General features: G+C 63.6%; 29 protein-coding genes. 15 read left to right on the top strand and 14 right to left on the bottom strand.

Annotation, left to right across the window (positions count from 1 at the left end; all coding sequences use genetic code 11):
• Positions 1 to 8 precede the first annotated feature (8 nt).
• The 3 genes from NKI88_RS16820 to NKI88_RS16810 all read left to right on the top strand — a co-directional run bounded on the left by NKI88_RS16820 (position 9) and on the right by NKI88_RS16810 (position 3,069).
• Complete coding sequence (locus tag NKI88_RS16820) at positions 9 to 1,679, top strand: nitrite/sulfite reductase (protein WP_023683051.1); 1,671 nt, start codon at positions 9 to 11, stop codon at positions 1,677 to 1,679.
• Positions 1,654 to 2,418: a phosphoadenylyl-sulfate reductase gene (locus tag NKI88_RS16815; protein ID WP_023698193.1), complete on the top strand. Its 765-nt coding sequence runs from the start codon at positions 1,654 to 1,656 to the stop codon at positions 2,416 to 2,418. Before NKI88_RS16820 ends, NKI88_RS16815 begins: the two co-directional genes overlap by 26 nt.
• 117 nt (positions 2,419 to 2,535) lie before the next feature.
• Positions 2,536 to 3,069 carry a DUF934 domain-containing protein gene (locus NKI88_RS16810; RefSeq protein WP_352656212.1) on the top strand — a complete coding sequence of 178 codons (534 nt, stop codon included), beginning with the start codon at positions 2,536 to 2,538 and terminating at the stop codon, positions 3,067 to 3,069.
• Between the two features lie 319 nt (positions 3,070 to 3,388).
• On the opposite strand, the gene NKI88_RS16805 is transcribed toward NKI88_RS16810, so the two are convergent.
• Together NKI88_RS16805 and NKI88_RS16800 are read right to left on the bottom strand one after the other, a co-directional pair.
• A complete protein-coding gene (locus tag NKI88_RS16805) occupies positions 3,389 to 4,411 on the bottom strand; it encodes a fatty acid desaturase (protein WP_023691976.1) in 1,023 nt (340 codons plus the stop codon).
• A gap of 84 nt (positions 4,412 to 4,495) precedes the next feature.
• Positions 4,496 to 4,696: a hypothetical protein gene (locus tag NKI88_RS16800; RefSeq protein ID WP_352538419.1), complete on the bottom strand. Its 201-nt coding sequence runs from the start codon at positions 4,694 to 4,696 to the stop codon at positions 4,496 to 4,498.
• A 259-nt stretch (positions 4,697 to 4,955) separates the two neighbouring features.
• Between NKI88_RS16800 and grpE the strand changes: the two genes are divergently transcribed.
• Complete coding sequence (gene grpE, locus NKI88_RS16795; RefSeq protein ID WP_023691975.1) at positions 4,956 to 5,585, top strand: nucleotide exchange factor GrpE; 630 nt, start codon at positions 4,956 to 4,958, stop codon at positions 5,583 to 5,585.
• 132 nt (positions 5,586 to 5,717) lie between these two features.
• On the top strand, positions 5,718 to 6,350 hold the full coding sequence (locus tag NKI88_RS16790; protein ID WP_352656266.1) for a trimeric intracellular cation channel family protein: 633 nt from the start codon (positions 5,718 to 5,720) through the stop codon (positions 6,348 to 6,350).
• A gap of 106 nt (positions 6,351 to 6,456) precedes the next feature.
• Here NKI88_RS16790 and olsB read toward each other — a convergent pair whose 3' ends face one another.
• From olsB to NKI88_RS16760, 6 genes are all read right to left on the bottom strand, one after another.
• A complete protein-coding gene (gene olsB / locus NKI88_RS16785; protein WP_023817161.1) occupies positions 6,457 to 7,332 on the bottom strand; it encodes a l-ornithine N(alpha)-acyltransferase in 876 nt (291 codons plus the stop codon).
• A 276-nt stretch (positions 7,333 to 7,608) separates the two neighbouring features.
• Positions 7,609 to 9,897: a response regulator gene (locus NKI88_RS16780; protein WP_023817162.1), complete on the bottom strand. Its 2,289-nt coding sequence runs from the start codon at positions 9,895 to 9,897 to the stop codon at positions 7,609 to 7,611.
• 101 nt (positions 9,898 to 9,998) lie between these two features.
• Complete coding sequence (gene acuI / locus NKI88_RS16775) at positions 9,999 to 10,988, bottom strand: acrylyl-CoA reductase (NADPH) (RefSeq protein WP_023669761.1); 990 nt, start codon at positions 10,986 to 10,988, stop codon at positions 9,999 to 10,001.
• Between the two features lie 105 nt (positions 10,989 to 11,093).
• The gene (gene lspA / locus NKI88_RS16770; RefSeq protein WP_023817163.1) at positions 11,094 to 11,582 is read right to left on the bottom strand and encodes a signal peptidase II; all 489 of its coding nucleotides are present in this window, start codon (positions 11,580 to 11,582) and stop codon (positions 11,094 to 11,096) included.
• Entirely contained in the window at positions 11,579 to 12,436 is an 858-nt protein-coding gene (locus tag NKI88_RS16765) for a TrmH family RNA methyltransferase (RefSeq protein ID WP_023817164.1), read from the bottom strand. Before NKI88_RS16765 ends, lspA begins: the two co-directional genes overlap by 4 nt.
• Before the next feature lie 34 nt (positions 12,437 to 12,470).
• The gene (locus tag NKI88_RS16760) at positions 12,471 to 13,553 is read right to left on the bottom strand and encodes an RsmD family RNA methyltransferase (protein ID WP_023817165.1); all 1,083 of its coding nucleotides are present in this window, start codon (positions 13,551 to 13,553) and stop codon (positions 12,471 to 12,473) included.
• Positions 13,554 to 13,680: 127 nt separating this feature from the next.
• Between NKI88_RS16760 and NKI88_RS16755 the strand changes: the two genes are divergently transcribed.
• The 4 genes from NKI88_RS16755 (at position 13,681) to NKI88_RS16740 (ending at position 15,853) form a co-directional block, all read left to right on the top strand.
• Entirely contained in the window at positions 13,681 to 14,379 is a 699-nt protein-coding gene (locus tag NKI88_RS16755) for a helix-turn-helix transcriptional regulator (protein ID WP_023698199.1), read from the top strand.
• Between the two features lie 91 nt (positions 14,380 to 14,470).
• The gene (locus NKI88_RS16750; RefSeq protein WP_023683064.1) at positions 14,471 to 14,881 is read left to right on the top strand and encodes a VOC family protein; all 411 of its coding nucleotides are present in this window, start codon (positions 14,471 to 14,473) and stop codon (positions 14,879 to 14,881) included.
• A complete protein-coding gene (locus tag NKI88_RS16745; RefSeq protein WP_023683065.1) occupies positions 14,878 to 15,297 on the top strand; it encodes an EVE domain-containing protein in 420 nt (139 codons plus the stop codon). Before NKI88_RS16750 ends, NKI88_RS16745 begins: the two co-directional genes overlap by 4 nt.
• A gap of 133 nt (positions 15,298 to 15,430) precedes the next feature.
• The gene (locus tag NKI88_RS16740) at positions 15,431 to 15,853 is read left to right on the top strand and encodes a VOC family protein (protein WP_023683066.1); all 423 of its coding nucleotides are present in this window, start codon (positions 15,431 to 15,433) and stop codon (positions 15,851 to 15,853) included.
• Here NKI88_RS16740 and lhpI read toward each other — a convergent pair.
• From lhpI to sppA, 4 genes are all read right to left on the bottom strand, one after another.
• The gene (gene lhpI / locus NKI88_RS16735) at positions 15,843 to 16,808 is read right to left on the bottom strand and encodes a bifunctional Delta(1)-pyrroline-2-carboxylate/Delta(1)-piperideine-2-carboxylate reductase (RefSeq protein ID WP_023683067.1); all 966 of its coding nucleotides are present in this window, start codon (positions 16,806 to 16,808) and stop codon (positions 15,843 to 15,845) included. The two genes, NKI88_RS16740 and lhpI, sit on opposite strands and share 11 nt — an antisense overlap.
• Before the next feature lie 31 nt (positions 16,809 to 16,839).
• Complete coding sequence (locus NKI88_RS16730) at positions 16,840 to 17,184, bottom strand: lipopolysaccharide assembly protein LapA domain-containing protein (protein ID WP_023698203.1); 345 nt, start codon at positions 17,182 to 17,184, stop codon at positions 16,840 to 16,842.
• A 53-nt stretch (positions 17,185 to 17,237) separates the two neighbouring features.
• Positions 17,238 to 17,522 carry an integration host factor subunit beta gene (locus NKI88_RS16725; RefSeq protein WP_023700102.1) on the bottom strand — a complete coding sequence of 95 codons (285 nt, stop codon included), beginning with the start codon at positions 17,520 to 17,522 and terminating at the stop codon, positions 17,238 to 17,240.
• Positions 17,523 to 17,602: 80 nt separating this feature from the next.
• Positions 17,603 to 18,559, bottom strand: coding sequence for a signal peptide peptidase SppA (gene sppA / locus NKI88_RS16720; RefSeq protein ID WP_023686570.1), 957 nt, complete (start codon positions 18,557 to 18,559; stop codon positions 17,603 to 17,605).
• A gap of 295 nt (positions 18,560 to 18,854) precedes the next feature.
• Between sppA and lptC the strand changes: the two genes are divergently transcribed.
• From lptC to ptsN, 6 genes are all read left to right on the top strand, one after another.
• A complete protein-coding gene (lptC, locus tag NKI88_RS16715) occupies positions 18,855 to 19,568 on the top strand; it encodes an LPS export ABC transporter periplasmic protein LptC (RefSeq protein ID WP_023669748.1) in 714 nt (237 codons plus the stop codon).
• Complete coding sequence (locus NKI88_RS16710; RefSeq protein ID WP_023683069.1) at positions 19,555 to 20,139, top strand: LptA/OstA family protein; 585 nt, start codon at positions 19,555 to 19,557, stop codon at positions 20,137 to 20,139. Before lptC ends, NKI88_RS16710 begins: the two co-directional genes overlap by 14 nt.
• A complete protein-coding gene (lptB, locus tag NKI88_RS16705; protein WP_023669746.1) occupies positions 20,136 to 20,954 on the top strand; it encodes an LPS export ABC transporter ATP-binding protein in 819 nt (272 codons plus the stop codon). Before NKI88_RS16710 ends, lptB begins: the two co-directional genes overlap by 4 nt.
• A gap of 215 nt (positions 20,955 to 21,169) precedes the next feature.
• Entirely contained in the window at positions 21,170 to 22,696 is a 1,527-nt protein-coding gene (gene rpoN / locus NKI88_RS16700) for an RNA polymerase factor sigma-54 (RefSeq protein ID WP_352656206.1), read from the top strand.
• Positions 22,697 to 23,092: 396 nt separating this feature from the next.
• On the top strand, positions 23,093 to 23,677 hold the full coding sequence (gene hpf, locus NKI88_RS16695) for a ribosome hibernation-promoting factor, HPF/YfiA family (protein WP_023751408.1): 585 nt from the start codon (positions 23,093 to 23,095) through the stop codon (positions 23,675 to 23,677).
• A 108-nt stretch (positions 23,678 to 23,785) separates the two neighbouring features.
• Positions 23,786 to 24,250: a PTS IIA-like nitrogen regulatory protein PtsN gene (gene ptsN, locus NKI88_RS16690; RefSeq protein ID WP_023669743.1), complete on the top strand. Its 465-nt coding sequence runs from the start codon at positions 23,786 to 23,788 to the stop codon at positions 24,248 to 24,250.
• 71 nt (positions 24,251 to 24,321) lie between these two features.
• Here ptsN and NKI88_RS16685 read toward each other — a convergent pair whose 3' ends face one another.
• Together NKI88_RS16685 and NKI88_RS16680 are read right to left on the bottom strand one after the other, a co-directional pair.
• A complete protein-coding gene (locus tag NKI88_RS16685; RefSeq protein WP_023683072.1) occupies positions 24,322 to 24,579 on the bottom strand; it encodes a BQ00720 family protein in 258 nt (85 codons plus the stop codon).
• 64 nt (positions 24,580 to 24,643) lie between these two features.
• The gene (locus tag NKI88_RS16680; protein WP_023669741.1) at positions 24,644 to 25,069 is read right to left on the bottom strand and encodes an Hsp20 family protein; all 426 of its coding nucleotides are present in this window, start codon (positions 25,067 to 25,069) and stop codon (positions 24,644 to 24,646) included.
• Positions 25,070 to 25,177 lie beyond the last annotated feature (108 nt).

The raw sequence follows: 25,177 nt of genomic DNA, 5'->3' as shown, positions 1-25,177 counted from the left end.
GACGAAACATGTACCGCTACGATGAGTTCGACCACGATTTTGTCCAGGCCCGCGTCGCCGAGTTCAGCGACCAGGTCGAACGCCGGCTGTCCGGCGAGATCACCGAGGATCAGTTTCGGCCGCTGCGGCTGATGAACGGCGTCTACCTGCAGCTGCACGCCTACATGCTGCGCATCGCGGTGCCCTATGGCACGCTGAACAGCGCGCAACTGCGCATGCTCGGCCACATCGCGCGCAAATACGACAAGGGCTACGGCCACTTCACCACGCGCCAGAACATCCAGTTCAACTGGCCGGCGCTGTCCGACATTCCGGCGATCCTGGCCGATCTCGCCAGCGTCGAGATGCATGCGATCCAGACCAGCGGCAATTGCATCCGCAACGTCACCGCCGATCACTTTGCCGGCGCCGCCGCCGACGAGGTCGCTGATCCGCGCCCCTATGCCGAGATCCTGCGGCAATGGTCGTCTGTGCATCCGGAATTCTCGTTCCTGCCGCGCAAGTTCAAGATCGCGGTGACCGGGGCCGAGCGCGACCGCGCCGCCATCCAGACGCATGATATCGGTCTGCATCTGAAGAAGAACGCCGCCGGCGAGCTCGGCTTTGCCGTCTATGTCGGTGGCGGCCAGGGCCGCACGCCGATGGTGGCGCGCAAGATCCGCGACTTCCTGCCGGAAGCCGACCTGCTGTCCTACTGCACCGCGATCCTGCGCGTGTACAACCTCTATGGCCGCCGCGACAACAAGTACAAGGCGCGCATCAAGATCCTCGTCCACGAGACCGGCGTCGAGGAAATCACCCGCCAGGTCGAGGCCGAATGGCAGGAGCTGAAGGACGCCGAGCTGAAGCTGCCGGAAGCCGACATCCGTGCCATCGACGCCTATTTCGCGCCGCCGGCACTGACCGCCCGGCCGGAAGGCGACGCGGCGATCAAGCTGGCGCGGCTCGATTCCAAAAGCTTCTCGGATTGGCTCGACCAGAATGTCGTGACCCATCGCCATCCCGACTATGCCGCGGTGACGATTTCGCTGAAAGGTATCGGCGAGGTGCCGGGCGATGCCACCGACAGCCAGATGGAAGCGGTCGCCGACATCGCCGAGAAATACGCGTTCGACGAACTGCGCGTCAGCCATGAGCAGAACCTGATCCTGCCGCATGTGGCGCGCGCCGATTTGAAAGCGGTCTACGACGCTTTGGTCGACATTGGCCTCGCGACGGCCAATTCCAACCTGATCAGCGACATCATCGCGTGCCCTGGCCTCGATTATTGCGCGCTGGCGACAGCGCGCTCGATCCCGATCGCGCAGGAGATTTCGCTTCGCTTCGCCTCGCTGGAGCGGCAGCGCGAGATCGGCGAATTGAAGCTGAAGATTTCCGGCTGCATCAATGCCTGCGGACATCACCATGTCGGCCATATCGGTATCCTCGGCGTCGAGAAGAAAGGCTCCGAACTCTACCAGGTGACGCTTGGCGGATCGGCCGACGAGAACACCTCGGTTGGCGAAATCATCGGCCGCGGCTTCTCTTCGGAAGAGATCACGGACGCCATCGAGCAGATCGTCGACACCTATCTCGGCCTTCGGCTCGGTCCCAGTGAACGTTTTATCGACGCCTACCGCCGTGTCGGTCCCGCGCCGTTCAAGGAGGCGCTCTATGCTGGCGAAACCAAGGCCGCTTGACCGCATCGTCGACGTCGACGACAGCATCGCCGCCAAAGCGGCGGGCTTCGACGCGCTGTATGGACATCTGAGCCCGCTCGACATCATCGAACGCGCGGCGAGCGAATTGTTTCATGACGAGATCGCCGCCGTGTCGTCCTTCGGCGCGGATTCCGCCGTCCTGCTGCATATGATCGCCAAGGTCGACCGCACGCTGCCGGTCATCTTCCTGGACACCGGCAAGCATTTCGAAGAGACGCTGGGCTATCGCGATGCGCTGGTCGCCGATTTCGGGCTGACCAACATCAGGGTGATCAAGCCCGAAGACGCGGCGCTCGAGCGGGTCGATCCGACCGGCAATCTGCACCAGAGCAATACCGATGCCTGCTGCGACGTGCGCAAGGTCGAGCCGCTGGCGCGCGGCGTCGCCCCCTTCCGCGCCTGGCTGACCGGCCGGAAGCGCTTCCAGGCGGCGACGCGAGCCGCGCTGCCGGTGTTCGAGGCGGTCGGCCCGCGCGTACGCGTCAATCCGCTGGCGCACTGGACGACATCCGACCAGGCTGACTACATGCGCGCGCATGCGCTGCGCGAAAATCCGCTGGTTGCGTACGGCTATCTGTCGATCGGCTGCTTCCCGTGCACGCAGCCGGTGCAGCCGGGAGAGGATGCGCGCAGCGGCCGCTGGGCCGGTCATGCCAAAACCGAGTGCGGCATCCATCTGTCGGGACTGGAAGTGTCGCTGACCGACGCATCCCTTTAAGCTATGGTGATATTCAGGTGAGGCTGGCCTGCAACGGCGGCTTCCGCTCGGAGGCCGCCGGTTTCGTGTGGACCGGCTTTCGCGGACTTTCGATTTTTAGGGCTTTAGGAATTTTCTATGACTGAACAGACCACAGCGGAGACCCGCCTCTGGACCCGGACGGGTTTTCGCGAAGACGAGTGGACACATGCCGAAAGTGCGGATGCACTGGCGGGCAATGGCCGCTTCATCCTGCCGTTGCAGGCATTTCTCGGCCTCGATGCCGAGGTGCGGCGCTCGGCCAAGGAGCGGCTGGGCGTCGCATTGCTGCCGGGCGACCAGCTGGAAAAGGTCGTGGATCTGCTCGACCAGCTGTCGCTGGTGGCGCTGGCCTTTCCGGCCTTCAGCGACGGCCGCTCGTTTTCCAAGGGCGAATTGCTGCGCAGCCGCTACGATTTCGAGGGCGCGGTCCGCGCCACGGGCCAGGTGCTCGTCGACCAGCTGCCGCATATGCTGCGCCTCGGCTTCGACGAGTTCGAGATCTCCAACCCGGTTCTGCTGAAGCGCCTCGAAGAAGGCCGCACAGGCGGGCTGGGCCTTTACTATCAGCCGACCGAAGCGTCGGAGCCGAAGGGGCCGAAATACTCCTGGCGGCGCGTTCGCAACAGCTGACGCGACGGTAATTCCGCCTGTCTTTACAAAGACTGTGATCGGGCCTTCTCCTGGCTGTCCGGACGGAAATATCCACCGGGCGCGAGGGAGGAATCGGCGCTCATCGGCGGCAACACCAATGCACCGTCCATCATGATCGCCGAAAAGGCGCCTGACATGATCAGGGCTGCAAGGTCTGGATGCGCGAGGAGCGCAAGGCTGCCTGAGCCGGTTTTTGGGAGATGCCGCCGCGCCTTCGGTGCGGCGGTTTTTTTCTTTGTCTTACGGCATTCCCAAGCGAAAGCCCGGAAAACCGCCTCACACTTTGCTGGAATTGCTTTTAGGCCAAGGCCCGCGCTTCGCGAAACGAGATCAGCTTGCGGCGGTTCTCGTCCCACAACGCCAGCTTGACGCAGCGCAGGCTGTCGAGGAGCGTGACGCGGCCGATGCCGCGCAGTTCGGGATAGTCGCGCAGCACTTCCTGCAGCCGGTAGCCCGGCACCTTGGCCGAGAGATGGTGCACGTGATGGACGCCGATATTGCCGGTGAACCAGTTCAGCACCGGCGGCAAATCATAATAGGACGAGCCGTGCAGGGCGGCACGCTGGAATTCCCACTCTTCGTCCTTCGCCCATTCCGTCTCCTCGAACTGGTGCTGGACGTAGAACAGCCAGATTCCGGCCGATCCGGCCAGGATCACGATCGGCAAATGGACGATCAGGAAAGCGCCGGGGCCGACCAGCCAGATAAGCAGCGCTGCCGCGACCGCGATGCCGAGATTGGTGGTCATCGACGACACCCAGGGCGTCAGGCCGCCGCGCATCATGCCGACGGGCAGCCTCTGCTCGAAGATGAACAGCCAGATCGGCCCGAGGCCGAACATCACCAGGGGATGGCGGTAGAGACGATAGGCAAGGCGTCCCCGCCAAGACAGCTGCCGGTATTCAGCAACCGTCAACGTCCTGATATCGCCCATGCCGCGCTCGTCAAGATTGCCGGCGCTGGCGTGATGGGTGGCGTGCGCGCGCCGCCAGCAATCGTAAGGGGTCAGCGTCAGCACGCCGAGGGCGCGGCCGATCCAGTCGTCGGCAGTGCGGTTGGCGAAGAAGGAGCCGTGGCCGCAATCGTGCTGGATCATGAAGATCCGCACCAGAAAACCGGCGGCGGGAAGGATCAGGATCAAGCCCCACCAGTGGCCATAGGAATAGGCTGCCGAAGACAGCGCCCACAGCGTAACGAAAGGAATGAGGGTGATGGCGAGTTCAAGAGTGCTGCGTCGCCGGTCGGGCTTCTTGTAGCGCGCCAGGATCTTCAACCAGGCGCGCTTGCTGTTGGCGGCCGTCTCGGGGGAAATCATGTTCATCAGGAAGCATAGGCGGGGCGTCCCGCTGCCGCAAGGAAAAGCTCACGCAAAATTACTGCGCGTAATTGTCGCGCGATTGCATCGCTATTGACGGCGTCGGCCGCCGGCCATGCTGGCTTCTATGCCGTCCAGCCGGTCGAGCAGGTCCCGGAAACGGGCGGGAATGTCGGCCTCGGTGCGGAAGGCCGGCAAGGTGCGCAAGAAGCGCGTCGTCGCCTCGGTGCCGAACTGGCGCCTGATGTCGGCGGCGAGCTCTTCGCTTCTGTTGGCAGTATTGCGGTCCATTGTCTCAAATCCTGTGTCGGTTTCAAAACTCCTCCAAGCTTTGAATGGTTCCCCATAGCGGGGTGTTGGCAAGCAAAGGCTGCCGTTACGGTAAAGTTTGAATTAATTTTGAACGTCCTTGCGCCCCGCACCAAGTCCGACGGGCAGCCCGCAACATTGCCTGCTGTTGGGCGTCCTCCTGGGCTTGCCCCTTGATTTTTGGCCGCCAAACCTCGATATCGGGCGCAAATCCAAACCATTCGAATGACGGGAAATGGCGATGAGCGACCAGACAAAAGACGAACGCGCGCCCGAGGATATCGAAACGGCCGAGGCCGAGCGCACGCAAGGCGGCATCGACGGCGACTATGAAGCGCTGGTGCGGCTGCTGAAGGAAAACGAGGAGCTGAAGGACCGCGCGCTGCGGGTCGCGGCCGAGATGGAGAATCTGCGCCGCCGCACCGCCCGCGACGTGCATGATGCGCGCGCCTATGCGGTGGCCAATTTCGCCCGCGACATGCTGTCGGTGTCGGACAATCTGCGCCGCGCACTCGATGCTATCCCCGCCGAGGCGAAAGCGGCCGGAGATGCCGGCTTCAAGGCGCTGATCGACGGCGTCGAGATCACCGAGCGCGCCATGCTGTCGACGCTGGAACGGCATGGGGTGAAGAAGCTCGAACCGGAAGGTGAGAAGTTCGACCCGAATTTCCACCAGGCGATGTTCGAAGTGCCGAATCCCGATGTGCCGGCCAACACCGTCGTCCAGGTCGTGCAGCCGGGCTATTCGATCGGCGAGCGCGTGCTGCGGCCGGCCATGGTCGGGGTCGCCAAGGGCGGCCCCAAGATCGCGGCCACCGAAGCGCCGGTCGAGCCGGGGCCGGTGAACGAGCAGGCCGAGAAGGATGCGTGAGTAGGAATAGGCAGTAGGGGATAGGGGATAGGGAATAGGGAATAGGGAATAGGGAATAGGCAGGCGTATCAATCGCGCGGCTTCGTGTTATTCATACTTTCCCTAATTCCCAATCCCTACTACCTCATGTCCCTGACACCCATCGACCTCCTCGACTTTGCTGGCGTCGCCGTCTTTGCCGCGACCGGGGCGTTGGCGGCTTCGCGCAAGCAGCTCGACATTATCGGCTTCCTGTTTCTGGCCAGCGTTACCGGCATTGGCGGCGGCACGCTTCGCGACGTCATCCTCAACCTGCCCGTCTTTTGGGTCGCCAACTCCGGCTATGTGCTGGTTTGCGCGGCGGTTGCGGTGCTGGTCTTCTTCATCGCCCACCGCGTCGAATCCCGCTGGAAATGGCTGCTCTGGCTCGACGCCATCGGATTGGCGGCCTTTTCCGTAATGGGCGCGGCCAAGGGGCTGGCCATCACCGGCTCGCCGGTCGTCTCCGTTGTTATGGGCGTGTTGACCGCCACATTTGGCGGCATCCTGCGCGATCTGCTGGCCGGCGAGCCATCGGTGCTGCTCAGGCCCGAAATCTACGTCACCGCCGCACTCGCGGGCGCCGGCCTCTACACACTTGGCGATCTCGCCGGCCTGCCGCCGCTCGCCTCGGATGTCGCCGGCTTCGTCGCGGCTTTCCTGGTGCGCGGCGGCGCGCTGAAATTCGGCTGGACCTTTCCGTCCTACAAGAGCCGCCCGGGACGGCGACCGGAGGATATTCCGTAGGGAGAGGGATTAGGGAATAGGGAATAGGGAATAGGGAATAGGGAATAGGGAATAGTCGGTAGTCAGCATTCGCGGCAGCCTTCACTACTGCCTACTGCCTACTGCCTCACGCCGCAAAGCGCTGCGCTTCCCCGCCATAATAGTTGACGTAGCGGGCGCCGATTTCCTTGACCGGCATCACCACGAACACATCGACCGTGGAGAACTCACGGTCGATGACGCAGCCGTCGCCGATGCGGGCGCCGACGCGCAGATAGCCCTTGACCAACGGCGGCATGGCCGCGATCGCCGCCTTGGCGTTGACCGCCTCGATCGGCATCAGATCCATCGAGCAATAGCGGCCGGAGACAGCCCGCACATCCCAGGCGGAGTTGGTCCGGCAGTGATGGGCAAGGTAGGTGAGCGCCTCGGCATGCGCAGCCGGCACCGTGCCAGGGAACGAGGCACAACCGGTCATCACGCCGATCTCATAGTGGTTGATGTAGGCCCAGATGCCTTGCCACAGCGCCTCGATGGTGCGCTTCGAGCGGTATTCCGGCAGCACGCAGGAGCGGCCGAGCTCAAGGAAGCGCTGGCCGGGATGGCGGGCGATCAGCTTGGTCAGTTCGAACTCGCCTTCGGAATAGAAGCCGCCGGCGGTCGCCGCAATCTCTTGCCGCAGCAGGCGGTAAGTGCCGACGATGCGGCGATGCTCGGGGCCGGAGATCGAAGTGTCCAGCACGAGGAGATGGTCGCACAGCGGGTCGAAGCGGTCGGCGTCGCGCCGGTCCTGCGCCTGGAACAGGTCCCCCCTGGCGCCAAGCTCGTCATAAAACACCCGGTAGCGCACTTCCTGCGCGGCGGCGATCTCGGCCTCATTGCGGGCAAGCCGCACTTCGAGATTGCCGATACGGCCCAGCGGTGCGCCTGTTGCGACGGCATCGGCGTTCCGCGCGGCGAGCAAAGCGCCGCCTGCGCTGGGCCGAGTGTCACATTCCGGCATAACTGTATGCACGAGTGATTCTCCTTCGAGCCATCCCTCTTGGCACGGGGATACGGTGTAGGTGCAACAGGATTGTGACAGTACCGTGATACGGCGCGACGGGCAATACTTCGTCGGCTGGCGAAAACCCTCATTCGGCTACCTACGTGACGCGAGGATTGCGCCAGCGTCGCCATGAAGCGCGTCGCGCTGGGACGATTCACGCGACGCGCTTCAAGTCTTTGTTTTGTGCATGTCGTCTTCTCAAAACCGGGGCCATTTTCGAGCGACATGAATTCAGGCGGCCACCTGGCCCTCGACGGCATGGACCAGCGCGTCGGGATCGAGCGGCTTGGTGACAAAGCCGCTGGCGCCATGGGCGAGCACGGTGTGGCGGGTCTTTTCCTGGCTGTCGGCCGAAAGCACCATGATCGGAACCGGCGGCACAGCCATTTCCTCCTCGTGGCGGCGGATGGCGGCGATCGCGTCCAGCCCGTCCATGACCGGCATGTGCAAATCCATCAGCACCACATCGAAGCGATTTTTCAGCCCGGCTTCGGTCACCGCCTCGACCGCGGCCTTGCCATTGCCGACCACTTTCACGCGATGTCCCGCCTTCAAAAGCGTGGCGCGGGCAAGCATGGCGTTGATGTCGTTGTCTTCGGCGATCAGCACCGACAAACCTTGCTGGCGCCCGCCATGGGCACGAAGCGAGGACGCGCCGGTCTTTTCCGGCTTGGGCGGCGGCAAGGCAGGGGCATGACTGGTCAGCAGCACGCGCAGCAGGGTTTCGCCGCGCACCGGCCTCGCCAAGAAGGTGGCGTAGCCGCTGGTGCGGAATTCGCCAAGCATGCCGCGGTCGGTCGGCGCGATCAGCGTGATCGCCTCGCAATCGGCAAAGCCACTCTGGCGCAGGCGCTTGAGCAGTCTGCCGTCGCCGTCCTCCAGGGCCGCGTCGATCAACAGCACATCGCAATGTTCGGCGAAGGGCGTCGCCTGGGAAGCGGTTGCGGCGACGTCGACGGCGCCGCCATGGGCGCGGATGGTGCGGGCGATGGCGTCCGCCTCGACGGCGTTCTTCGACACGATCACGGCGCGCCGGCCGGCGAGGATGTTCTGCCGGTTCTGCGGTGCTTCGGTTGCTCCTGCGGCCGGGATCTCGAAGACGAATTCCGATCCCTCGCCAAGCCGGCTCGACACCGAAATGGCACCGCCCATGGCGGCGACCAGGCGCCTCGATATGGCCAGACCGAGGCCGGCGCCGCCATGGGTGCGGGTCGAGGTGCCGTCGGACTGTTCGAACTCCTCGAAGATGCGCTCCATATCCTCTTCGCGCAGGCCAGGGCCGGTGTCGGCGACGGTGAAGCAGATGCGGTCGCTGGTCTCGGTGCGGGCCCGTGCAACCGAAACCAGCACGCCGCCGGTGTCGGTGAACTTGATCGCATTGCCGATCAGGTTGAGCAGCACCTGCCTGACTCTTCCCGGATCGGCCATGATCATCTGTGGCACGTCGGGCTCGACATGACAGCCGAGGCCGATGTTCTTGGCGAAGGCTTTCGCCGCCATCAGTTCGATGATGTTGTCGGCAATTTCACGCAACGATGTCGGCTGCGGTTCCGGGTCGAAGCGGCCGGCCTCGATCTTGGAATAGTCGAGCAGGTCTTCGATGAGCGCCAAAAGCGCGCTGGCCGAGGTCGAGACGGCGCCGACATAGGTGCGCTGCTCGGGCGACAGATTGGTGTCGGCCAGTAGCTTGGCCATGCCCATGATGCCGTTCATCGGCGTGCGGATCTCATGGCTGACGGTGGCGAGGAAGCGCGACTTGGCCTGGCTGGCATATTCGGCGCGCTCGCGCGCGGTGATCAACGAGGATTCGGCGCGCTTGCGGGCGGTGATGTCACGGGCAATCGCCCGGTGCGAGACGGCGCCGCTATCCTTGTCGCGCACCGACAGTTCGATCCACGAGAACCAGCGCGGACCGTTCGGCGTGCGGATGGAGACGTCGGTGGAACTCAGGCATTCGTGATCCGAAAAGGCGGCGTCGGGAACGATACCGACATCGATGCCGAGGTCGGCCAGAGTCCTGCCGGCAAGGTCGCGCTGATCGGTTCCGACGAGGCCGGCGAAAACCATGTTGGCATAGACGATGTGGCCGTCGCGGTCGCGGTGGACGACGAGATCGCCGAGCGCATCGATCAGCCCGCGAAAACGCTCCTCGCTCTCCTGCATCTCCCACATGCGGTCGGCCAGCGTCTCGATCTCGGCGCGGCTGCGCGCGGCGGTTTCGTCGAGCAAGGCCGTCGCGCGGTGGACGGTGCGGCGGTTGCGCAGGTGCATGGCGACGCCGGCAACGCCTGTCGCCAGCAGGCCGAGGGTGATGAAGATCGGCGCACCGGTGAGGTGGGAGAGGCCCGCCAGCACGACACTGGCGACCACCGTCAGGAACGGCAGGCCCTCGGACGTGGGGCGCGGCAAATCCGGCGCCAGCGGCGGCGCGGCAACATGCTGCCGCTTGGGCGTCGCCGGGTTCGGCCCGTCGATGCTTTCGGCGCGGCTCTTCTCTTTCCTGGCGGACTCCGCGATCATGCGGAACTCCTTGCCAGATAGAGATTATGGAAAAGCGCGGCGGATCGTTCGAATTTTAGCGGTCATGCATTTTTGCCGCCCGTTCTGGCGGCTTCGGGGCCTCACATATCCACGACCATGCGCCCCCTGATCTTGCCCTCGACGATGTCGTGGGCGGCGGCGATGATGTCGTCGAAGCCGATGGTCGTCGACAGGCCGGCGAGCTTTTGCAGATCGAGATCGCTGCCGATGCGGCGCCAGGCTTCGAGGCGCACGGCCTTGGGCGCCATCACCGAATCGATGCCGAGCAGCGAGACGCCGCGCAGGATGAACGGGGCGACGCTCGACGGCAGATCCATGCCACCCGCCAGGCCGCAGGCGGCGACCGCGCCGCCATAGGCGGTCATCGACAGCACATTGGCCAGCGTGTGGCTGCCGACGGCATCGATGCCGCCGGCCCAGCGCTCCTTGGCCAGCGGCTTGGCCGGCTGGGAGAGTTCCTCGCGCGAAATCACTTCGGCGGCACCGAGGTCGATCAGATAGGAGCTTTCGGCGTTGCGGCCGGTCGAGGCGATGACGTGATAGCCAAGGCTGGACAGGATCGAGACCGCGACCGACCCAACGCCGCCGGCTGCACCCGTCACCACCACCGGGCCGCGATCCGGCAGGATGCCGTGCCGCTCCAGCGCCATGACGCTGAGCATGGCCGTATAGCCGGCGGTGCCGACCGCCATCGCATCGTGCGCGCTGATGCCGTCGGGCAACGGCACCAGCCAGTCGCCGTTGACGCGCGCGCGCCCGGCATAGGCGCCGAAATGCGTCTCGCCGACGCCCCAGCCATTGAGGATGACCTTGTCGCCCTTGCGCCAGTCGGCATGCGATGAGGAGAGGACGGTTCCGGCGAAATCGATGCCCGGCACCAGCGGCCAGCGGCGGATCACTGGCGCTTTCCCAGTGATGGCCAGCCCGTCCTTGTAGTTGACCGTCGTCGCCTCGACCGCGACAGTTACGTCGCCTTCCATCAGATCGGCTTCGCTGAAATCGACGATCTCGACCGATTGCTTCTTTTCGGCGTCGCGCGAAACGAGGATGGCTTTGAAGGTTTCAGGCATCTCTTCTCCTCGGCTTCGCAAAGGCTGGCGGTCGGCATTGGCTGGCTCTGGCCGAACTGTGCGGCGACCGTCCGGCGAGGTCAATTGGTCAAAAGAGTCGGGCCGTCAGGCTTCTGGGCCTTGCGGCTTGGCCTCGCGCCGCCAGCCGATGAACTCGTCGAAGACGACCAGCGCCGCGCCGACCGAAATGAAGGCATCGGCAAGGTTGAAGACGGCGAAGGACCATACCGGCGTGTGGAACAATATATAGTCGATGACGTGGCCGTAGACGGCGCGGTCGATCAGATTGCCGATCGCGCCGCCGATGATCAGGGCAAAGCCGATGCGGGCCAGCACATGGCCGGCGGGCGTGCGCGTCGCCAGATAAAGCACGAAGGCAACGACCACGACCGCGATGACGACCAGGCCGGTGTCGCCGAAGGACGAGAACATCGAGAAGGCGATGCCGGTATTGTAGGTGCGAAACAGCGCCAGGAATGGCACCAGGTCGAGCTTTTCCTGGAAGACGAGGCCGGTCTCGATCAGATGCTTTATCCACTGGTCGAGCGCGATTGCCACCACCACCAGCAGCGCATAGGGAGACCATGATTTCACGATGTGGCGTCCTCGGGGGCAAGTTTCAGCGCGCCGCGCCGGATCTCGAACAGCATGATTCCGGTGGCGACCGCCAAATTGAGTGAATCGGCGCGGCCGGCCTGCGGAATCCGCAGCAGCCGGTCGCAGCTTTCCGCCAGATTGTCGGGCAGGCCCTGCTGCTCATTGCCCATCATCAAGAGCACCGGTCCTCGGGAGAAATCGACCGAGCGGTAGTCGACCGAACCCTTCAGATGGGTGCCGACCACCAGGCCCGAGAAGCTGTTTCGCCAAGCCAGAAATGCTTCCGGCGTCGCCTTGGTCACCGGCACGGCGAAGATCGAGCCCATGGTGGCGCGCACGGTCTCGACAGAAAAAGGATCGGTAGTCTCGCCGACCAGGATGACGCCCTTGGCGCCGACGGCATCGACGGTGCGGATGACGGTGCCGAGATTGCCGGGATCGCGCACCCGGTCGAGCGCCACCCAGACGTCGCCGTCGTGAGCGCGGATGTCTCTTAGCGGCAGCAGTTTTTGCCGGAAGACGCCGACAACCATTTGCGGATTGTCACGGCGGGTGATGGCGACCAGCACTTTTTCGGACACTTCGAGCACGGTGCCGCCGGCGGCAACCGTGCGCGCCGCCACCTTTTCGACCGCCGCATTGCCGCGTCCGGCCTTGGCGAAAACCAGCGTCCTGATCGACCAGCCGAGGTCGAGGGCGTCGATGACCAGCTTCAGCCCTTCGGCCATGAAGGCGTTCTGCTGGTCGCGGAATTTCTTCTGGGCGAGCGCCTTGATGTCCTTGATCAGCGGATTGGCAAGGCTGGTGACTTCCTTGACCTGCCCGGGCGCGCCGGCGTGCCGCTCATTCATTCGGGACTCCCGGGCATTCAGGTCTCCGGGGCATTCAGGCCACCCAGCGCGAAAACAGCGATGTCGACAGCGCCCGCCCGGCGGACTGCTCGCGGATGATCAGTTCGCCTGATTCAACCGTGCCGCCCATGCCGGCAAAGGTGTCGCGCATCAAGGCATGGATGGCGAAGAAGGAGGCGCGGATGGAATAGGCGGTCAGCACCACGGCGAGCGGTTTCGGCGTCAGGATCGCGCGGCAAAGATCGGTCAGGCCGGGCAGGTCCTCGAACAACTGCCAGACCTCGCCCTTGGGGCCGCGGCCATAGGCGGGCGGGTCGAACAGGATGATGTCGTAGCGGCTGCCGCGGCGCTCTTCGCGCTCGGCGAATTTCACTGCATCGTCGACGATCCAGCGGATCGGCTTGCTGCCGAGACCGGCCATTTCCTGGTTTTCGCGCGCCCAGCCGACCGCCTTCTTGGAGGCATCGACATGGGTGACTTCGGCACCGGCGCGGGCCGCAACCAGTGAGGCGAGACCGGTATAGCCGAACAGGTTCAGCACCTTGACCGGGCGTTTCGCCGCCGCGATCAGGCTGGCCATATGGTCCCAGTGCGAAGCCTGCTCGGGGAAGACGCCGACATGGCGAAACGAGGTGAAGCGGCCGAGATAGTCGATGCCGTCATGCTTCATCGGCCAGGTCTCGCCCAGCGATACCTTCGGGAACCGCCAGCGGCCGATGCCTTCCTCGTCGGTGTCGCCGGTGAAGATGGCGTCGGCGCGGTCCCAGTCCCTGGCGGGCAAGGCCTTTTGCCAGATCGCCTGTCCCTCGGGCCGCACGATGCGGTAGGGGCCGTATTGTTCGAGCTTCTCGCCGGCGCCGCTGTCGAGCAGTGCATAATCCTGATTGGGCGCCACTTCGAGGATCACCGGCAGGCGCTCAGTGGGCAGGATGCCTTCGCGACGCGCCAGGATACGGGGGGCGGGCTTCGGATCAGACCGGTCGTCCGGTTTTGTTTCGTGGCGTGGCTGTCTGGCTTCGGGTCGGACTGGTACGGTCTCCGGCTGCGGCCGCGCCTGTTCGGTCCTGCCCTTTGCGGGCGGACGGTTGTCGCGGCGTTTGTCGCGAAAGGACTTCAAGCAGGAGCGTCTCCGGAGGCGGCAGGCCGCTTTTGACATAGGGTCACCGGCTGCGCAAACAAAATGGTCCAGCGTGCGAATGTCTGAGGTGGTGGACCTCGCTGAGGAAACAGGCAAATCTGGAATCATGTCCCGTTCCGAACGCCTGCTCGACTTGATCCAGATCCTGCGCCGGCATCGCCGGCCGGTGAGCGGTCGCACGCTTGCCGGCGAGATGGACGTTTCGATCCGAACGCTCTACCGCGACATTGCCACGCTGCAGGGGCAAGGCGCGCCGATCGAGGGCGAGGCTGGGCTGGGGTATGTGCTGAAACCCGGCTTCATGCTGCCGCCGCTGATGTTCACCGACGAGGAGATCGAGGCCATCGTTCTGGGATCGCGTTGGGTTGCCAGACAACCGGACAAGCGGCTGTCGGCCGCCGCCACCGACGCGCTGGCCAAGATCGCCGCTGTGCTGCCGGATGATCTGCGCGAGGACCTCGATGCGACCGCGCTTTTGGTCGGGCCGCACGGCGATGCTGTCGAAAGCATCGACCTTGGCCTGGTGCGCCAGGCGATCCGCAACGAGAGAAAACTCGGCTTTCTTTACCGCGACGCCGGCGGCGCCGCCTCCGAGCGCTTGATCTGGCCATTCGCGCTCGGCTTTTTCGACAAGGTGCGGGTGGTGGTGGCCTGGTGCGAGACGCGGCAGGATTTCAGACATTTTCGCTCCGACCGGATGTCGGGGCTCAACACCACGGATATCCGCTATCCGCGTCGTCGGCAGGCGCTGCTGAAGGAATGGCGCGCGACGCTGGACGCACCGAAGCGCCAGCCTGGCGCTTAATGCTCCTTTCCACGCGCCCACAAGACGCTGCTGCCAGAATCTGACAGTGGGGTCACCTATGCTCCTCCAATCGAAACCCTGGAGAGCAGACATGAACACCCCCAATTTCGTCATCCTTTATGTCGACAGCCCGGAGCGGAGCGGCGCCTTCTACGGTGCGCTGCTGGGACGCCAGCCGGTGGAGACGTCGCCGACCTTCGTGCTGTTCGTGCTCGACAATGGCTTCAAGCTCGGCCTGTGGTCGCGCCACACGGTGGAGCCGTCGGCCGCGGCCGCGGGCGGCGGTGCGGAGCTCGTCTTCGCGTTGGACCGGCCTGATGCGGTGGACGCCGCCTACACGGACTGGGCAGGACGCGGCTTGACCGTTCTGCAGACGCCGACCGACATGGACTTCGGCCGCACCTTCGTTGCGCTCGATCCCGACAAGCACCGGCTGCGCGTCTACTGGCTGAACGACGGAGAACAGGCCAATGGGGAACAGGCCAATGGAGAACAGAAATGAGTGCGCACTGGATCGCGGTCGCTTCCGCCGAACATGTCCGGCGCGGCCGCGAGGCCGGCTTCATGCAGGTCAACCACGGCAAGGCGGCACCTTTGCGCCGCATCAAGCCCGGCGACGGCATCATCTACTACTCGCCGACCACAATTCTGCGCGAGAAGGACGGCCTGCAGGCCTTCACGGCAATCGGCACCGTGCGAGAAGGCGAGCCCTATCAGGGCCACATGGGCGGTGGCTTCACGCCGTTCCGCAGGGATGTCGAATGGGCCAAGGCCGAGGAAGCGCCGATCAAGCCGCTGCTCGAGCAGCTCGACTTCACCGCGGGCAAATCGAACTGGGGTTACCAGCTGCGCTTTGGCCTGTTCGAAATTACCGCGCATGATTTCGCGCTGATCGCCGAGGCGATGGCGCGGCCATGAAGGCAGGCTGAAGCATCCAGCCGCCGGATGGGCAAGGCACACCGTGACAAGGCTGCTGACACCAAGTTGTCAGCAGCCTTGTGCGACAAGCGATTGTCTTCAGATAGCGTCGCGCTTGCCCCAGGAGAATAAGATGGACTTCGTCTCGATCCGCATCATTACCGACCAGATCAAGCCCTTGGTGGCATTCTACGAGACGATCACCGGGCTTACCGCAACCTGGTTCACAGACGATTTCGCCGAACTGGCAACGCCGTCCTGCACACTGGCGATCGGCAGCACCCGCACGCTGGCCCTGTTCGGAACTGATGTGGCGCAGCCGGCCGCCAATCGCTCAGCGATCATCGAGTTTCGCGTCGCCGATGTTGATGCTGAGCACAGCAGGCTGGCGAAAATCATCGGCGATTTCGTACAGACGCCGACGACGATGCCATGGGGTAACCGGTCGCTGCTGCTGCGCGATCCCGATGGCAATCTGGTGAACTTCTTCACCCCGGTCAGCGCGGAAGCGATCAGGAAGTTCGATCGCAGAACCGGCGCAGACGCTACTGCTTGAGCGCGTTGTAGACGGCAATGCCGGCGGCAAGGTCCTCAAGCGCGGCGCCGACCGACTTGAACAGCGTGACCTCAGTGGGGCTCTGCCGGCCCTGTTTTTCCCCGCGCGCCAGCTCATGCAGATCGGCGACGATCGCTTCCGGCTTCAGCACGCCGGAGGCGAGCGGCTGGACGATGTCGCCGGCTTCCTTGGTGGCGCCGGCGCGGGTGTCGACATAGACGCGGGCGCGCGCGATCGCGTCGTCGTCGCTCTCGCGCATGGTCGGCGTGAAGCCGCCGACCAGATCGACATGCGCGCCCGGCTTGAGCAGCGCACCCTTGACCAGCGGCGTCGTCGTGATCGTCGCCGATGAGACGATGTCGGCCTCGGCGAGTTCGGCGTCGAGATCGCTTGCGGCCTCGGCGTTGAAACCGTCCGCGCGCAAATCAGCCGCGACCTTTTCGGCATTGGCGGGCGTGCGGTTCCAGATGCGGATGGTCTTGATCGGCCGCACCGCGGAGTGCGCCTTGGCGAGGAACGGCGACAGCGCGCCGGCGCCGACCACCAGAAGCCGCGATGCGTCCTCGCGGGCGAGATAGGAGGCCGCCACCGCCGAGGCGCAAGCGGTGCGCCACTGTGTCAGCCGTTGGCCGTCGATCAGCGCTTCGGGCTCGCCGGTGGCGCCGTTGAGCAGGAGGTAGAGCCCCATTACCGCCGGTTTGCCGATGGCGTTGTTGTCGGGCGATACGGTGACGATCTTGACGCCGATATGACCCCCGACCGACGTGCCGGCCGCATGGAAGTCGGTCCACGCCGGCATCAAAAGCAGCGTGGATGTGGCACCGTCGGGCCGCTCGACCCCGTGATGATGGCGGACGGGTTGCACAGCACCCTCGCGGAAGGCCGCGCGCAATGTCTCGACCAGCCCGGGAAAGGTCAGCGCCTGGTCGACAGCGTCGGCCGAAATGGTCAGCATGCAAAACTCCGCGAAGATAAAAGCGCCGGCTTCAGGCCGTTGGCTTCGGCAGCGCCGGCCCCTGGCCCGAGCCTTGCGGTGCGGCGGGTACCCGGCTGACCGCCTGGCGCAAATTCTCGGCCTCGACGCCGCGCTGGCGCGCCAGCTTGCGGTAGCGGCCCTGCTTGACCCAGGTCGCCAGGCTGCCGACGACCATGCCGATGGCGAGCGCCACGAACAGGAAGATGAACAGCGGCAAGGTCAGCGTCAGTTTCGGATTGCCGGGGTTGAACGGGTCGAGCGTGAAGGCGACCAGCTCGCGGTTGGCGACGGCCAGCGCGATCAGGATGACGGCGAGCGGCACGAAGACCACGATAAGTATGAAGCGGTTCAACATAGAAATTCCCTGGAGAAGGCAGGCCTTGATAACGCCGGCGCGTTGGTCCGCGCCTACTTGCCGCCATTCAGCCTTTCACGCAATTCCTTGCCGGTCTTGAAGAACGGCACCCACTTCTCCTCGACGTCGACGGATTCGCCGGTGCGCGGGTTGCGGCCAGTGCGGGCAGGGCGATTTTTCACCGAAAAAGCGCCGAAGCCACGCAACTCGACCCGATTGCCTTCCGCCAGGGCATCGGTGATCTCGTCGAAGATCGCTCCCACGATGTTTTCGACGTCGCGCAGGAAAAGATGCGGGTTGCGCGTGGCAATGATCTGCACAAGCTCGGATTTGATCATCAGAAAGGTCCCCGTGAAAGCGCTGCGGTCAAATTATCAGGATGATTTTATTTGCTTTTTTACTCGCCCCAACCGGCAGATCAAGGGTGCCAGACGGAAACGAGACCGTCAAGAAACAAGCGGTCCGCGCCAATTTCGTGAAGCACGTCGCTGCCGGCCTCCGACAGGCCGAGCGCGCTGCCGACGCTGCGCGCTATTGCTTTCGAGAACAGGAAGCCGCCACGCCGCTCGGTGTCCTTCCATTCCACCACCTTGAGCTTGGCGTCGACACCCTTGGTCGCCAGCCAGTCGATCGCCACGCTCTCGCCGCCGACAGCGTCGATCAGACCGTTGGCAAGGCCCTGGCGGCCGGTGAAGATCGAGCCGTCGGCAAGGGCCAGTGCCTGATCGCGGGTCATTTTGCGGCGCTCGGCGACGATGCCGACGAACCAGTCATAGCTATCGAGGATGAGCTTGCGGACCATGGCTCGCTCGTCTTCATTGGTCGGTTTGAAGGGCGAGGGCGATGCCTTCAGCGGGGAGGATTTCACTTCCTCGAGCTTGATGCCGACCTTGTCCATCAGACCGCTGACATCGGGATACTGGATGAGCACACCGATCGAGCCGACGATCGACGTCTTGCGGGCAACGATATGGTCGCTGGCACTGGCGATCATGTAGCCGGCCGATGCGGCCAGCGTGCCGACCTCGGCCACCACCGGCTTGTCGGCGGCAAGCTTGCGCACCTCCTCGTAGATCGATTCGCCGCCGACCGTGGTGCCGCCGGGCGAATCGATCGCCAGGATGACGCCCTTGACCTGCGGGGATGTGCGGATGGTTTCCAGCCGCTTGATCAGTTCCTCGTCCTCGGTGATGGTGCCTTCGATCCTGACCTTGGCGATGTGGTCGACGGAAGAACCGCCGAGGTCGCCCCCATAGAACCAGCTTGCAAGCGCAATCACCCCAAGGGCCACGATGGCAATGGCGGCGCCGCGCCAGAAGGTCAGCTTGCGCCGCAAGCGGCGGCGGTCGATCAGGTCGTCGGCTCTCAGTGCCATGGTCTGCCTCACAGTCGGTGGGAAGCGATGCTTTTAAAGCAAGCGTCCGCGCCCGGCTACCTCTTCCTCAAGAGCCTGCGACGAAGCGACCTTCACGACGGAGGCATTTCAGGAAAAAATGACGCGGCGCGTTCGTTTCTGCTATGAAGTGACGAAATTGTGTCGCCTGAGTTCCGTCTGTAAAACAGCGGCCGTCACATTTTTGCGGTTTTCCTCCGCTTGTGCTTGCTTGCGGGGGCCGGCAACCCACCTATAGCAGGTGTTTTGGCGGACAAGGGTTTATTAGAAGTCAGTCATGCTTGCGCGATCGAACGAACCGACCAATGCCGATGCGGCCTTGGCGCCCACGGCGCCAGCGGGCACGCGCGGCGACGCCTTCGACCGCGCCCAGCGCCACTCGCGCCGCGTGCGCGTGCTTAAGTTTGCCGTGCCGGTGCTTGCCGCCGGGATCGCGGTTGCGTTTCCGGTCTATTCCTATCTGGCGGCGCCGATCAACATTTCGATACAGGCAGACGGCACCGCTTTCGCGGATGGCAAGCTGGTGATGGCCAATCCGAAGCTCAACGGCTTCACCAAGGACAAGCTGCCCTATTCGCTGACGGCCTTGCGCGCCATCCAGGATGTCGGCAAGCAGGACATCATCGAACTCGAAGGCATCCATGCCAAATTGCCGCTGACGGCCGACAATGTGGCGACCGTCGACGCCAAGCGCGGGATCTACAACAGAAACGCCAACACGATGGACATGACCAGCGACGTTACCGTCACCACCACCGACGGCGTCGCTGCCATCTTCAAATCGGTCTTCCTCGATATGGGCAAAGGCTCTATGAAGACAGGTGATGCGGTCGATGTCAGCCGTAACGGCTCGCGGATCACCGCGGGTTCAATGTCGGTCGAAGACAATGGCAAGGTCATCGTTTTCGAGAACAAGGTAAGCGTTCACATCGATCCGGCCACTATGAAGGCGGCAGAGGCAAAGAGCGGAGAAACGAATGCGTCCCAGTAATTCGGCACGGCTTGTCGCCGCAGCTTCGGCCTTGCTGTTGCTGGGTATGGCGCCGTCCTGGGCTCAGTCCAGCGCCAGCAGCCAGTCCGGGCTCAAACTGTCGGGCGACCAGCCGATCCAGATCGAGAGCGACAAACTTGAGGTCCGCCAGGCCGACAGCATGGCGCTGTTCAGCGGCAACGTCACCGTCACGCAAGGGCCAACGCTGCTCAAGGCCGGCAGCATGGAGGTCTACTACGTCAAGGACCCCAACGCCGCCAAAGGTGCTGCCGCCGGCGCTTCGGCGATGACCGGTTCGGCCAATATCGACCATCTGGTGGTCAAGAACAAAGTCTACATCAAGTCGAATGACCAGATCGCCACCGGCGACAACGCCACGTTCGACATGAAGACGCAGGTGCTAGTTCTGTCGGGCAAGGAGGTCGTCTTGTCCCAAGGACCCAACGTCCTCAAGGGCTGCAAGCTCACCGTGCAGATGAAAAGCGGCCTTGCTCAGGTCGATGGCTGCGGCGGGCGCGTCATCATGTCGATGACGCCGCCGCCGAAATCCGAGGCCCCGAAGCCCGAATGACTGGCGTGTCTTCGCTGCTGACCCGCCTTCCGGGACGGGCGGCCAGTAAACTTGCAGCACCGGCCACAGTCACCGTTGATTCCTCGAAGTTCAAGGGCACCCTGATCGCCAAGGGTCTGACCAAGAGCTACAAGGGCCGCAAGGTGGTCAGCGGTGTCACCATCGGCGTGCGCGCCGGCGAGGCTGTCGGGCTGCTCGGGCCGAACGGCGCCGGCAAGACCACCTGTTTCTACATGGTCACCGGCTTGGTGCCGGTCGATGAGGGCACGATCGAGATCGACGGTTTCGACGTCACCTCGATGCCGATGTACCGCCGCGCCCGCCTCGGCATCGGCTATTTGCCGCAGGAAGCCTCGATCTTCCGCGGCCTGAATGTCGAGCAGAACATCCGCGCCGTGCTCGAAGTGGTTGAGAAGGACCGCAAGGTGCGCGAGCGCAATCTCGACGAACTGCTCGAGGAATTTCACATCAGCCATCTGCGGAAGTCGCCGTCCATGTCGCTGTCGGGTGGCGAGCGGCGGCGTCTTGAGATCGCCCGAGCTTTGGCGACGCGCCCGGCCTACATGCTGCTCGACGAGCCGTTCGCCGGCATCGACCCGATTGCCGTCGCCGACATCCAGCAGCTGGTTCGTCATCTGACGGCGCGCGGCATCGGCGTGCTGATTACCGACCACAATGTGCGCGAAACGCTCGGCCTCATCGACCGCGCCTACATCATCCATGCCGGCCAGGTGCTGACGCATGGCCGTGCCGACGAGGTGGTGGCGAACCCCGATGTGCGCCGGCTCTACCTCGGCGAAGGTTTCACGCTCTGAGCGTGAAACTTGTTTCCTGAGGTGATTTTTGCCGCCCCGCCGGGCTTTTTTCTCCGATTTTGGCGTGAGATAATGCTCCGGCAAGGGCCTTCTGCCATCGTTCGCCTTGACAAGCAAAAGCCGGGCCAGTTTCTATGGAAGGTCGGAAAAATTCATTTTCCGGCAGCCTCTGATGTGTAGGCTTCCGGGTGCAGAAGGGCGTTTGAAACCGAACCATGGCGTTGGCGGCGAAACTACAGCTACGACAATCCCAGTCGCTGGTGATGACGCCGCAGCTGATGCAGTCGATCAGGCTGTTGCAGCTCACCCATGTCGAGCTCGACCACTTCATCGACGACGAGATCGAGCGCAATCCGCTGCTGGAGCGCGCCGAGCCCCAGGATGACGCCGCAGGCGACCAGGTGCAGAAGGGCGATGCCGCTCCTGAGCCTGCCGCCGATGGCGACTGGTTCGAAAACGAGACGGCGTGGAGCGCCGAAGCGATCTCCGACAAGCTCGACAGCTCGCTGGAAAATCTGTTCCCCGACGATCCCGGCACCAGCGAGCGGCTCGGCCCGGACCTGACGGCGCAGTGGAAGTCGGCCACCGGCAATAGTTCGTCCGGTTCTTCCGAAGGCTTCGACGTCGGCGACATGGCAGCCGCGGCGATCACGCTGCGCCAGCATGTCGGCGAGCAGATCGCGCTTGCCTTTGCCGATCCGGCCGCAAGGCTGATCGCAGCCGAACTGGCCGACGGCCTGGACGAGGCCGGCTATCTGCGCGCCGATCCCGCCGAGATCGCCAAACGGCTCGGCGCCGATCAGGCGATGGTGGCCAATGTGCTGGCAGCCTGCCACACATTCGAGCCGGTTGGCCTGTTTGCGCGCGACCTTGCCGAATGCCTGTCGCTGCAGCTTGCCATGCGCGATCGTCTCGATCCGGCGATGAAGACGCTGGTCGGCAACCTCGAACTGTTGGCGCGGCGCGATTTCCAGACGCTGAAGCGGCTTTGCGGGGTCGACGAGGAGGATCTCCTCGACATGCTGGCCGAAATCCGCGCGCTCGACCCGCGCCCGGGCATGGCGTTTTCGGGCGGCGCCAGCGACGCCATCGTCGCCGATGTCGAAGTCCGCGCCGCCAATGACGGCAGCTGGACGGTCGAGCTCAATGCCGAGACGCTGCCGCGCGTGCTTGTCGATCACATCTATTTCGCCCAGGTCTCGCCGCATGCGAAGAACCAGGCGGAGAAGGATTTCCTGGCCGAATGCCTGCAGAATGCCAACTGGCTGACGCGGAGCCTCGACCAGCGGGCAAAGACGATCCTAAAAGTGGCGTCGGAAATCGTGCGCCAGCAGGACGCTTTTCTCGTCCATGGCGTGCGCCAGCTCAGGCCGCTCAACCTGCGCACGGTGGCCGATGCCATCGGCATGCATGAATCCACCGTCAGCCGGGTGACGGCCAACAAATACATGCTGACGCCGCGTGGCGTGTTCGAGCTGCGTTATTTCTTCACGGCTTCGATCGCGGCGTCGGGCGGCGGTGATGCGCATTCCTCGGAAGCGGTGCGCGACCGCATCAAGCAGCTGATCGACGAGGAAAAGCCCGCCGATGTGCTGTCCGATGACTCAATCGTCGATATGTTGAAGGAAAGCGGCGTCGATATTGCCCGGCGCACGGTGGCCAAGTACCGGGAGGGTATGAATATTCCCTCGTCGGTGCAGCGGCGGCGTGAAAAGCGCGCTCTGGCGAGCGCGGGGCGCTAGCTCTGCTTGCCGGCAAGGCTTTTGCTATGGCTGGATTCCACAACTTTCCGACCTTAAAGCGCATCGCGCTGAAACGGATTCATACGACGCGCTTTAAGTCTTTGTTTTGATGCATGTCGTTGTCCCAGAACCGCAGCGCACTTCTGGGCGACATGCATTAATTGACAAGCTGCAATGAAGTGTCTAGAAGCCCGCCCGCATGAGACGGGCTCGCGGCCCGCATGCGGATGGTCCGTCACGATGAAGGCCACGGGACGGCCAAGAAGGCGGATTGTGATCAGCCGGAAAGTTCGGATCTAAAATCGGCGCGAGTTGACGCCGCAAAGCTTGTGCGCACGGATCACGAGTATAAACTCTGGCCAGTTTGAAGCCTGAGCAAGGAAGGTCAGTTTTCAGATGAAATTGCGCATATCGGGTAAACACATGGATATCGGCGATGCGTTGCGTACGCGCATTACCGATCGTGTCGGCGAGGCGATTGGAAAATATTTCGATCGCGGTTTTTCAGGGCACGTCACGGTCATCAAATCGGGGTCGCGTTACTCGGCCGATTGCATGATCAGGCTGGATTCCGGCGCCTCGCTGCAGGCAACCGGCGATTCCCAGGATCCGACACTTGCCTTCGAGGCGGCCGCGGACCGCCTCGAAACCAGGCTGCGGCGCTACAAACGCCGTCTGAAATCGCACAATTCAGGCAATGGAAATGGTGAAATCACCGACATCGCCTATACGGTGATGGCGCCGCTGACCGATGACGATGAGGACATTCCGGAGGACTACGCCCCGGCCATCGTCGCCGAATCAACCATGACGCTGCAGACCATGTCGGTGGCGTCGGCGGTTATCGAACTCGACACCAAGGACAGCCCGGTTTTCGTCTTCCGCAACGCCGGAAACGACCACCTCAACATCGTCTATCGGCGGCCGGACGGAAATATCGGCTGGATCGACCCGTCGACGACCAAAGTCGCACAGGCGTGACGACAACGACAACGGTCGCACAGGTGACGACAATGGTCTCGCGGAGATAATAGCCAGCCGCGCGAGGGGCGAGGACTGGCGACGGCAGGCGAATAAGGGATTTCAAACATGGATCTGAGCGATCTTCTCAACGTTCCGGCGATCTTGCCGGCGTTGAAGGCGAACTCCAAAAAGCAGCTTCTGCAGTTGCTGTCCGAGAGAGCGGCGGCGATTTCCGGCATTCCGGAGCGCGAAGTGTTCGACACCATCCTGCAGCGCGAACGGCTGGGCTCCACCGGCGTCGGCAACGGCATCGCTATTCCGCACGGCAAGCTCGCCGGGGTGAAGCGCATCGCCGGTGTCTTTGCCCGGCTGGAGACGCCGGTCGATTTCGAGGCCCTGGATGACCAGCCGGTCGATCTGGTGTTCTTGCTGCTGGCCCCGGAAGGCGCCGGCGCCGATCACCTCAAGGCACTGTCGCGCATCGCCAGGGTTTTGCGCGACGCCGACACGGTGGCCAAGATCAGGGGTACGCGCGACGCGGTCGCCATCCACGCGCTGCTTTCGGACACGCAGGCCTCGCACGCCGCCTGAAGTTCTTCGGATTTAAGTCTTCCAGGGGCCGCCGAAGGCGGCCCTCTCCATTTCAACCGCCAGCAGTCGCCTTAGTGAATGGCGACAGTGGTCAGGTCGTTTTCCATGGCGCCGGCCAAAGCCCGGTCTTTCGCATCCGAAAGCAGGATCGGCTGGCCGTTGGCGGCAAACAGGGCCCACAGGACCATACCAGGCGCTATTTCGCCGAGGTTGGGGAAGCGCCCGAGCAGCTCGTCGCTCGAGACCTTGCGGAGATAAGCGACCGAGCCTTCGCCGAGATGGGCGAATTCGCCGCTGGTCATGGTGATGGTTTCGTCAGTTCTGGTCATTTCAAGCCTCCTTGGCGCGAGGACGCCGCTCAAGGCCATCCCGCATGAGAGCCATCGGTAAAGATCAGTCTTTCACCGATATATTTATTTTCCGTACCAGCCGTTCGGTATCCGGCCGATCGAGATCGATCGACAAAAGGCCGTTCTTCAGTTCCGCTGCGATCACCCGCATGCCGTCGGCCAGCACGAAACAGCGCTGGAACTGGCGCGCGGCGATGCCGCGGTGGAGGAATTCGCGCTCGGTGTCGTCGGTTTGACGGCCGCGCACGACCAGCTGGTTTTCCTCCGTGGTGACATCGAGATCGCTTTCGGCGAAACCCGCGACAGCCAGCGTAATGCGCAGCCTTTCGGCCTTGCCGTCAGCACCGCTGAGGCGCTCGATGTTGTAGGGAGGATAACTGTCACCGGATTTCGCCAGTCGTTCCAGGGTCTTTTCCATGGCATCGAAACCAAGGAGAAGCGGGCTGGAGAAGGGCGTCATTCGGCTCATGTTACACTGTCCTCTTTGGAGCGACATAAACTGGAAAAACCCGGATGGCATTTTTCCCGATGGTCTTGATATGGTCCGCGCCGCGGCCAAGTTCAAGCCGCCGAACAC

The sequence above is a fragment of the Mesorhizobium sp. M0317 genome (genome assembly GCF_040321555.1).
GTDB lineage: Bacteria > Pseudomonadota > Alphaproteobacteria > Rhizobiales > Rhizobiaceae > Mesorhizobium.
This window is presented reverse-complemented; position numbering and strand designations above follow the sequence as displayed.

What these genes read in the sequence shown, in the direction of transcription:
- NKI88_RS16780 (WP_023817162.1), bottom strand. Translation starts at nt 9,897, where the DNA reads ATGATCGCGGAGTCCGCCAGGAAAGAGAAGAGCCGCGCCGAAAGCATC.
- acuI (WP_023669761.1), bottom strand. Translation starts at nt 10,988, where the DNA reads ATGCCTGAAACCTTCAAAGCCATCCTCGTTTCGCGCGACGCCGAAAAG.
- NKI88_RS16820 (WP_023683051.1), top strand. Translation starts at nt 9, where the DNA reads ATGTACCGCTACGATGAGTTCGACCACGATTTTGTCCAGGCCCGCGTC.
- NKI88_RS16680 (WP_023669741.1), bottom strand. Translation starts at nt 25,069, where the DNA reads ATGAGCCGAATGACGCCCTTCTCCAGCCCGCTTCTCCTTGGTTTCGAT.
- olsB (WP_023817161.1), bottom strand. Translation starts at nt 7,332, where the DNA reads ATGCCGGAATGTGACACTCGGCCCAGCGCAGGCGGCGCTTTGCTCGCC.
- NKI88_RS16730 (WP_023698203.1), bottom strand. Translation starts at nt 17,184, where the DNA reads ATGTTGAACCGCTTCATACTTATCGTGGTCTTCGTGCCGCTCGCCGTC.
- NKI88_RS16740 (WP_023683066.1), top strand. Translation starts at nt 15,431, where the DNA reads ATGGACTTCGTCTCGATCCGCATCATTACCGACCAGATCAAGCCCTTG.
- NKI88_RS16800 (WP_352538419.1), bottom strand. Translation starts at nt 4,696, where the DNA reads ATGGACCGCAATACTGCCAACAGAAGCGAAGAGCTCGCCGCCGACATC.
- NKI88_RS16805 (WP_023691976.1), bottom strand. Translation starts at nt 4,411, where the DNA reads ATGAACATGATTTCCCCCGAGACGGCCGCCAACAGCAAGCGCGCCTGG.
- rpoN (WP_352656206.1), top strand. Translation starts at nt 21,170, where the DNA reads ATGGCGTTGGCGGCGAAACTACAGCTACGACAATCCCAGTCGCTGGTG.
- NKI88_RS16710 (WP_023683069.1), top strand. Translation starts at nt 19,555, where the DNA reads ATGCGTCCCAGTAATTCGGCACGGCTTGTCGCCGCAGCTTCGGCCTTG.
- hpf (WP_023751408.1), top strand. Translation starts at nt 23,093, where the DNA reads ATGAAATTGCGCATATCGGGTAAACACATGGATATCGGCGATGCGTTG.
- NKI88_RS16685 (WP_023683072.1), bottom strand. Translation starts at nt 24,579, where the DNA reads ATGACCAGAACTGACGAAACCATCACCATGACCAGCGGCGAATTCGCC.
- ptsN (WP_023669743.1), top strand. Translation starts at nt 23,786, where the DNA reads ATGGATCTGAGCGATCTTCTCAACGTTCCGGCGATCTTGCCGGCGTTG.
- lhpI (WP_023683067.1), bottom strand. Translation starts at nt 16,808, where the DNA reads ATGCTGACCATTTCGGCCGACGCTGTCGACCAGGCGCTGACCTTTCCC.
- NKI88_RS16815 (WP_023698193.1), top strand. Translation starts at nt 1,654, where the DNA reads ATGCTGGCGAAACCAAGGCCGCTTGACCGCATCGTCGACGTCGACGAC.
- NKI88_RS16765 (WP_023817164.1), bottom strand. Translation starts at nt 12,436, where the DNA reads ATGAATGAGCGGCACGCCGGCGCGCCCGGGCAGGTCAAGGAAGTCACC.
- NKI88_RS16750 (WP_023683064.1), top strand. Translation starts at nt 14,471, where the DNA reads ATGAACACCCCCAATTTCGTCATCCTTTATGTCGACAGCCCGGAGCGG.
- sppA (WP_023686570.1), bottom strand. Translation starts at nt 18,559, where the DNA reads ATGGCACTGAGAGCCGACGACCTGATCGACCGCCGCCGCTTGCGGCGC.
- NKI88_RS16810 (WP_352656212.1), top strand. Translation starts at nt 2,536, where the DNA reads ATGACTGAACAGACCACAGCGGAGACCCGCCTCTGGACCCGGACGGGT.
- NKI88_RS16755 (WP_023698199.1), top strand. Translation starts at nt 13,681, where the DNA reads ATGTCCCGTTCCGAACGCCTGCTCGACTTGATCCAGATCCTGCGCCGG.
- NKI88_RS16745 (WP_023683065.1), top strand. Translation starts at nt 14,878, where the DNA reads ATGAGTGCGCACTGGATCGCGGTCGCTTCCGCCGAACATGTCCGGCGC.
- grpE (WP_023691975.1), top strand. Translation starts at nt 4,956, where the DNA reads ATGAGCGACCAGACAAAAGACGAACGCGCGCCCGAGGATATCGAAACG.
- lptB (WP_023669746.1), top strand. Translation starts at nt 20,136, where the DNA reads ATGACTGGCGTGTCTTCGCTGCTGACCCGCCTTCCGGGACGGGCGGCC.
- NKI88_RS16725 (WP_023700102.1), bottom strand. Translation starts at nt 17,522, where the DNA reads ATGATCAAATCCGAGCTTGTGCAGATCATTGCCACGCGCAACCCGCAT.
- lptC (WP_023669748.1), top strand. Translation starts at nt 18,855, where the DNA reads ATGCTTGCGCGATCGAACGAACCGACCAATGCCGATGCGGCCTTGGCG.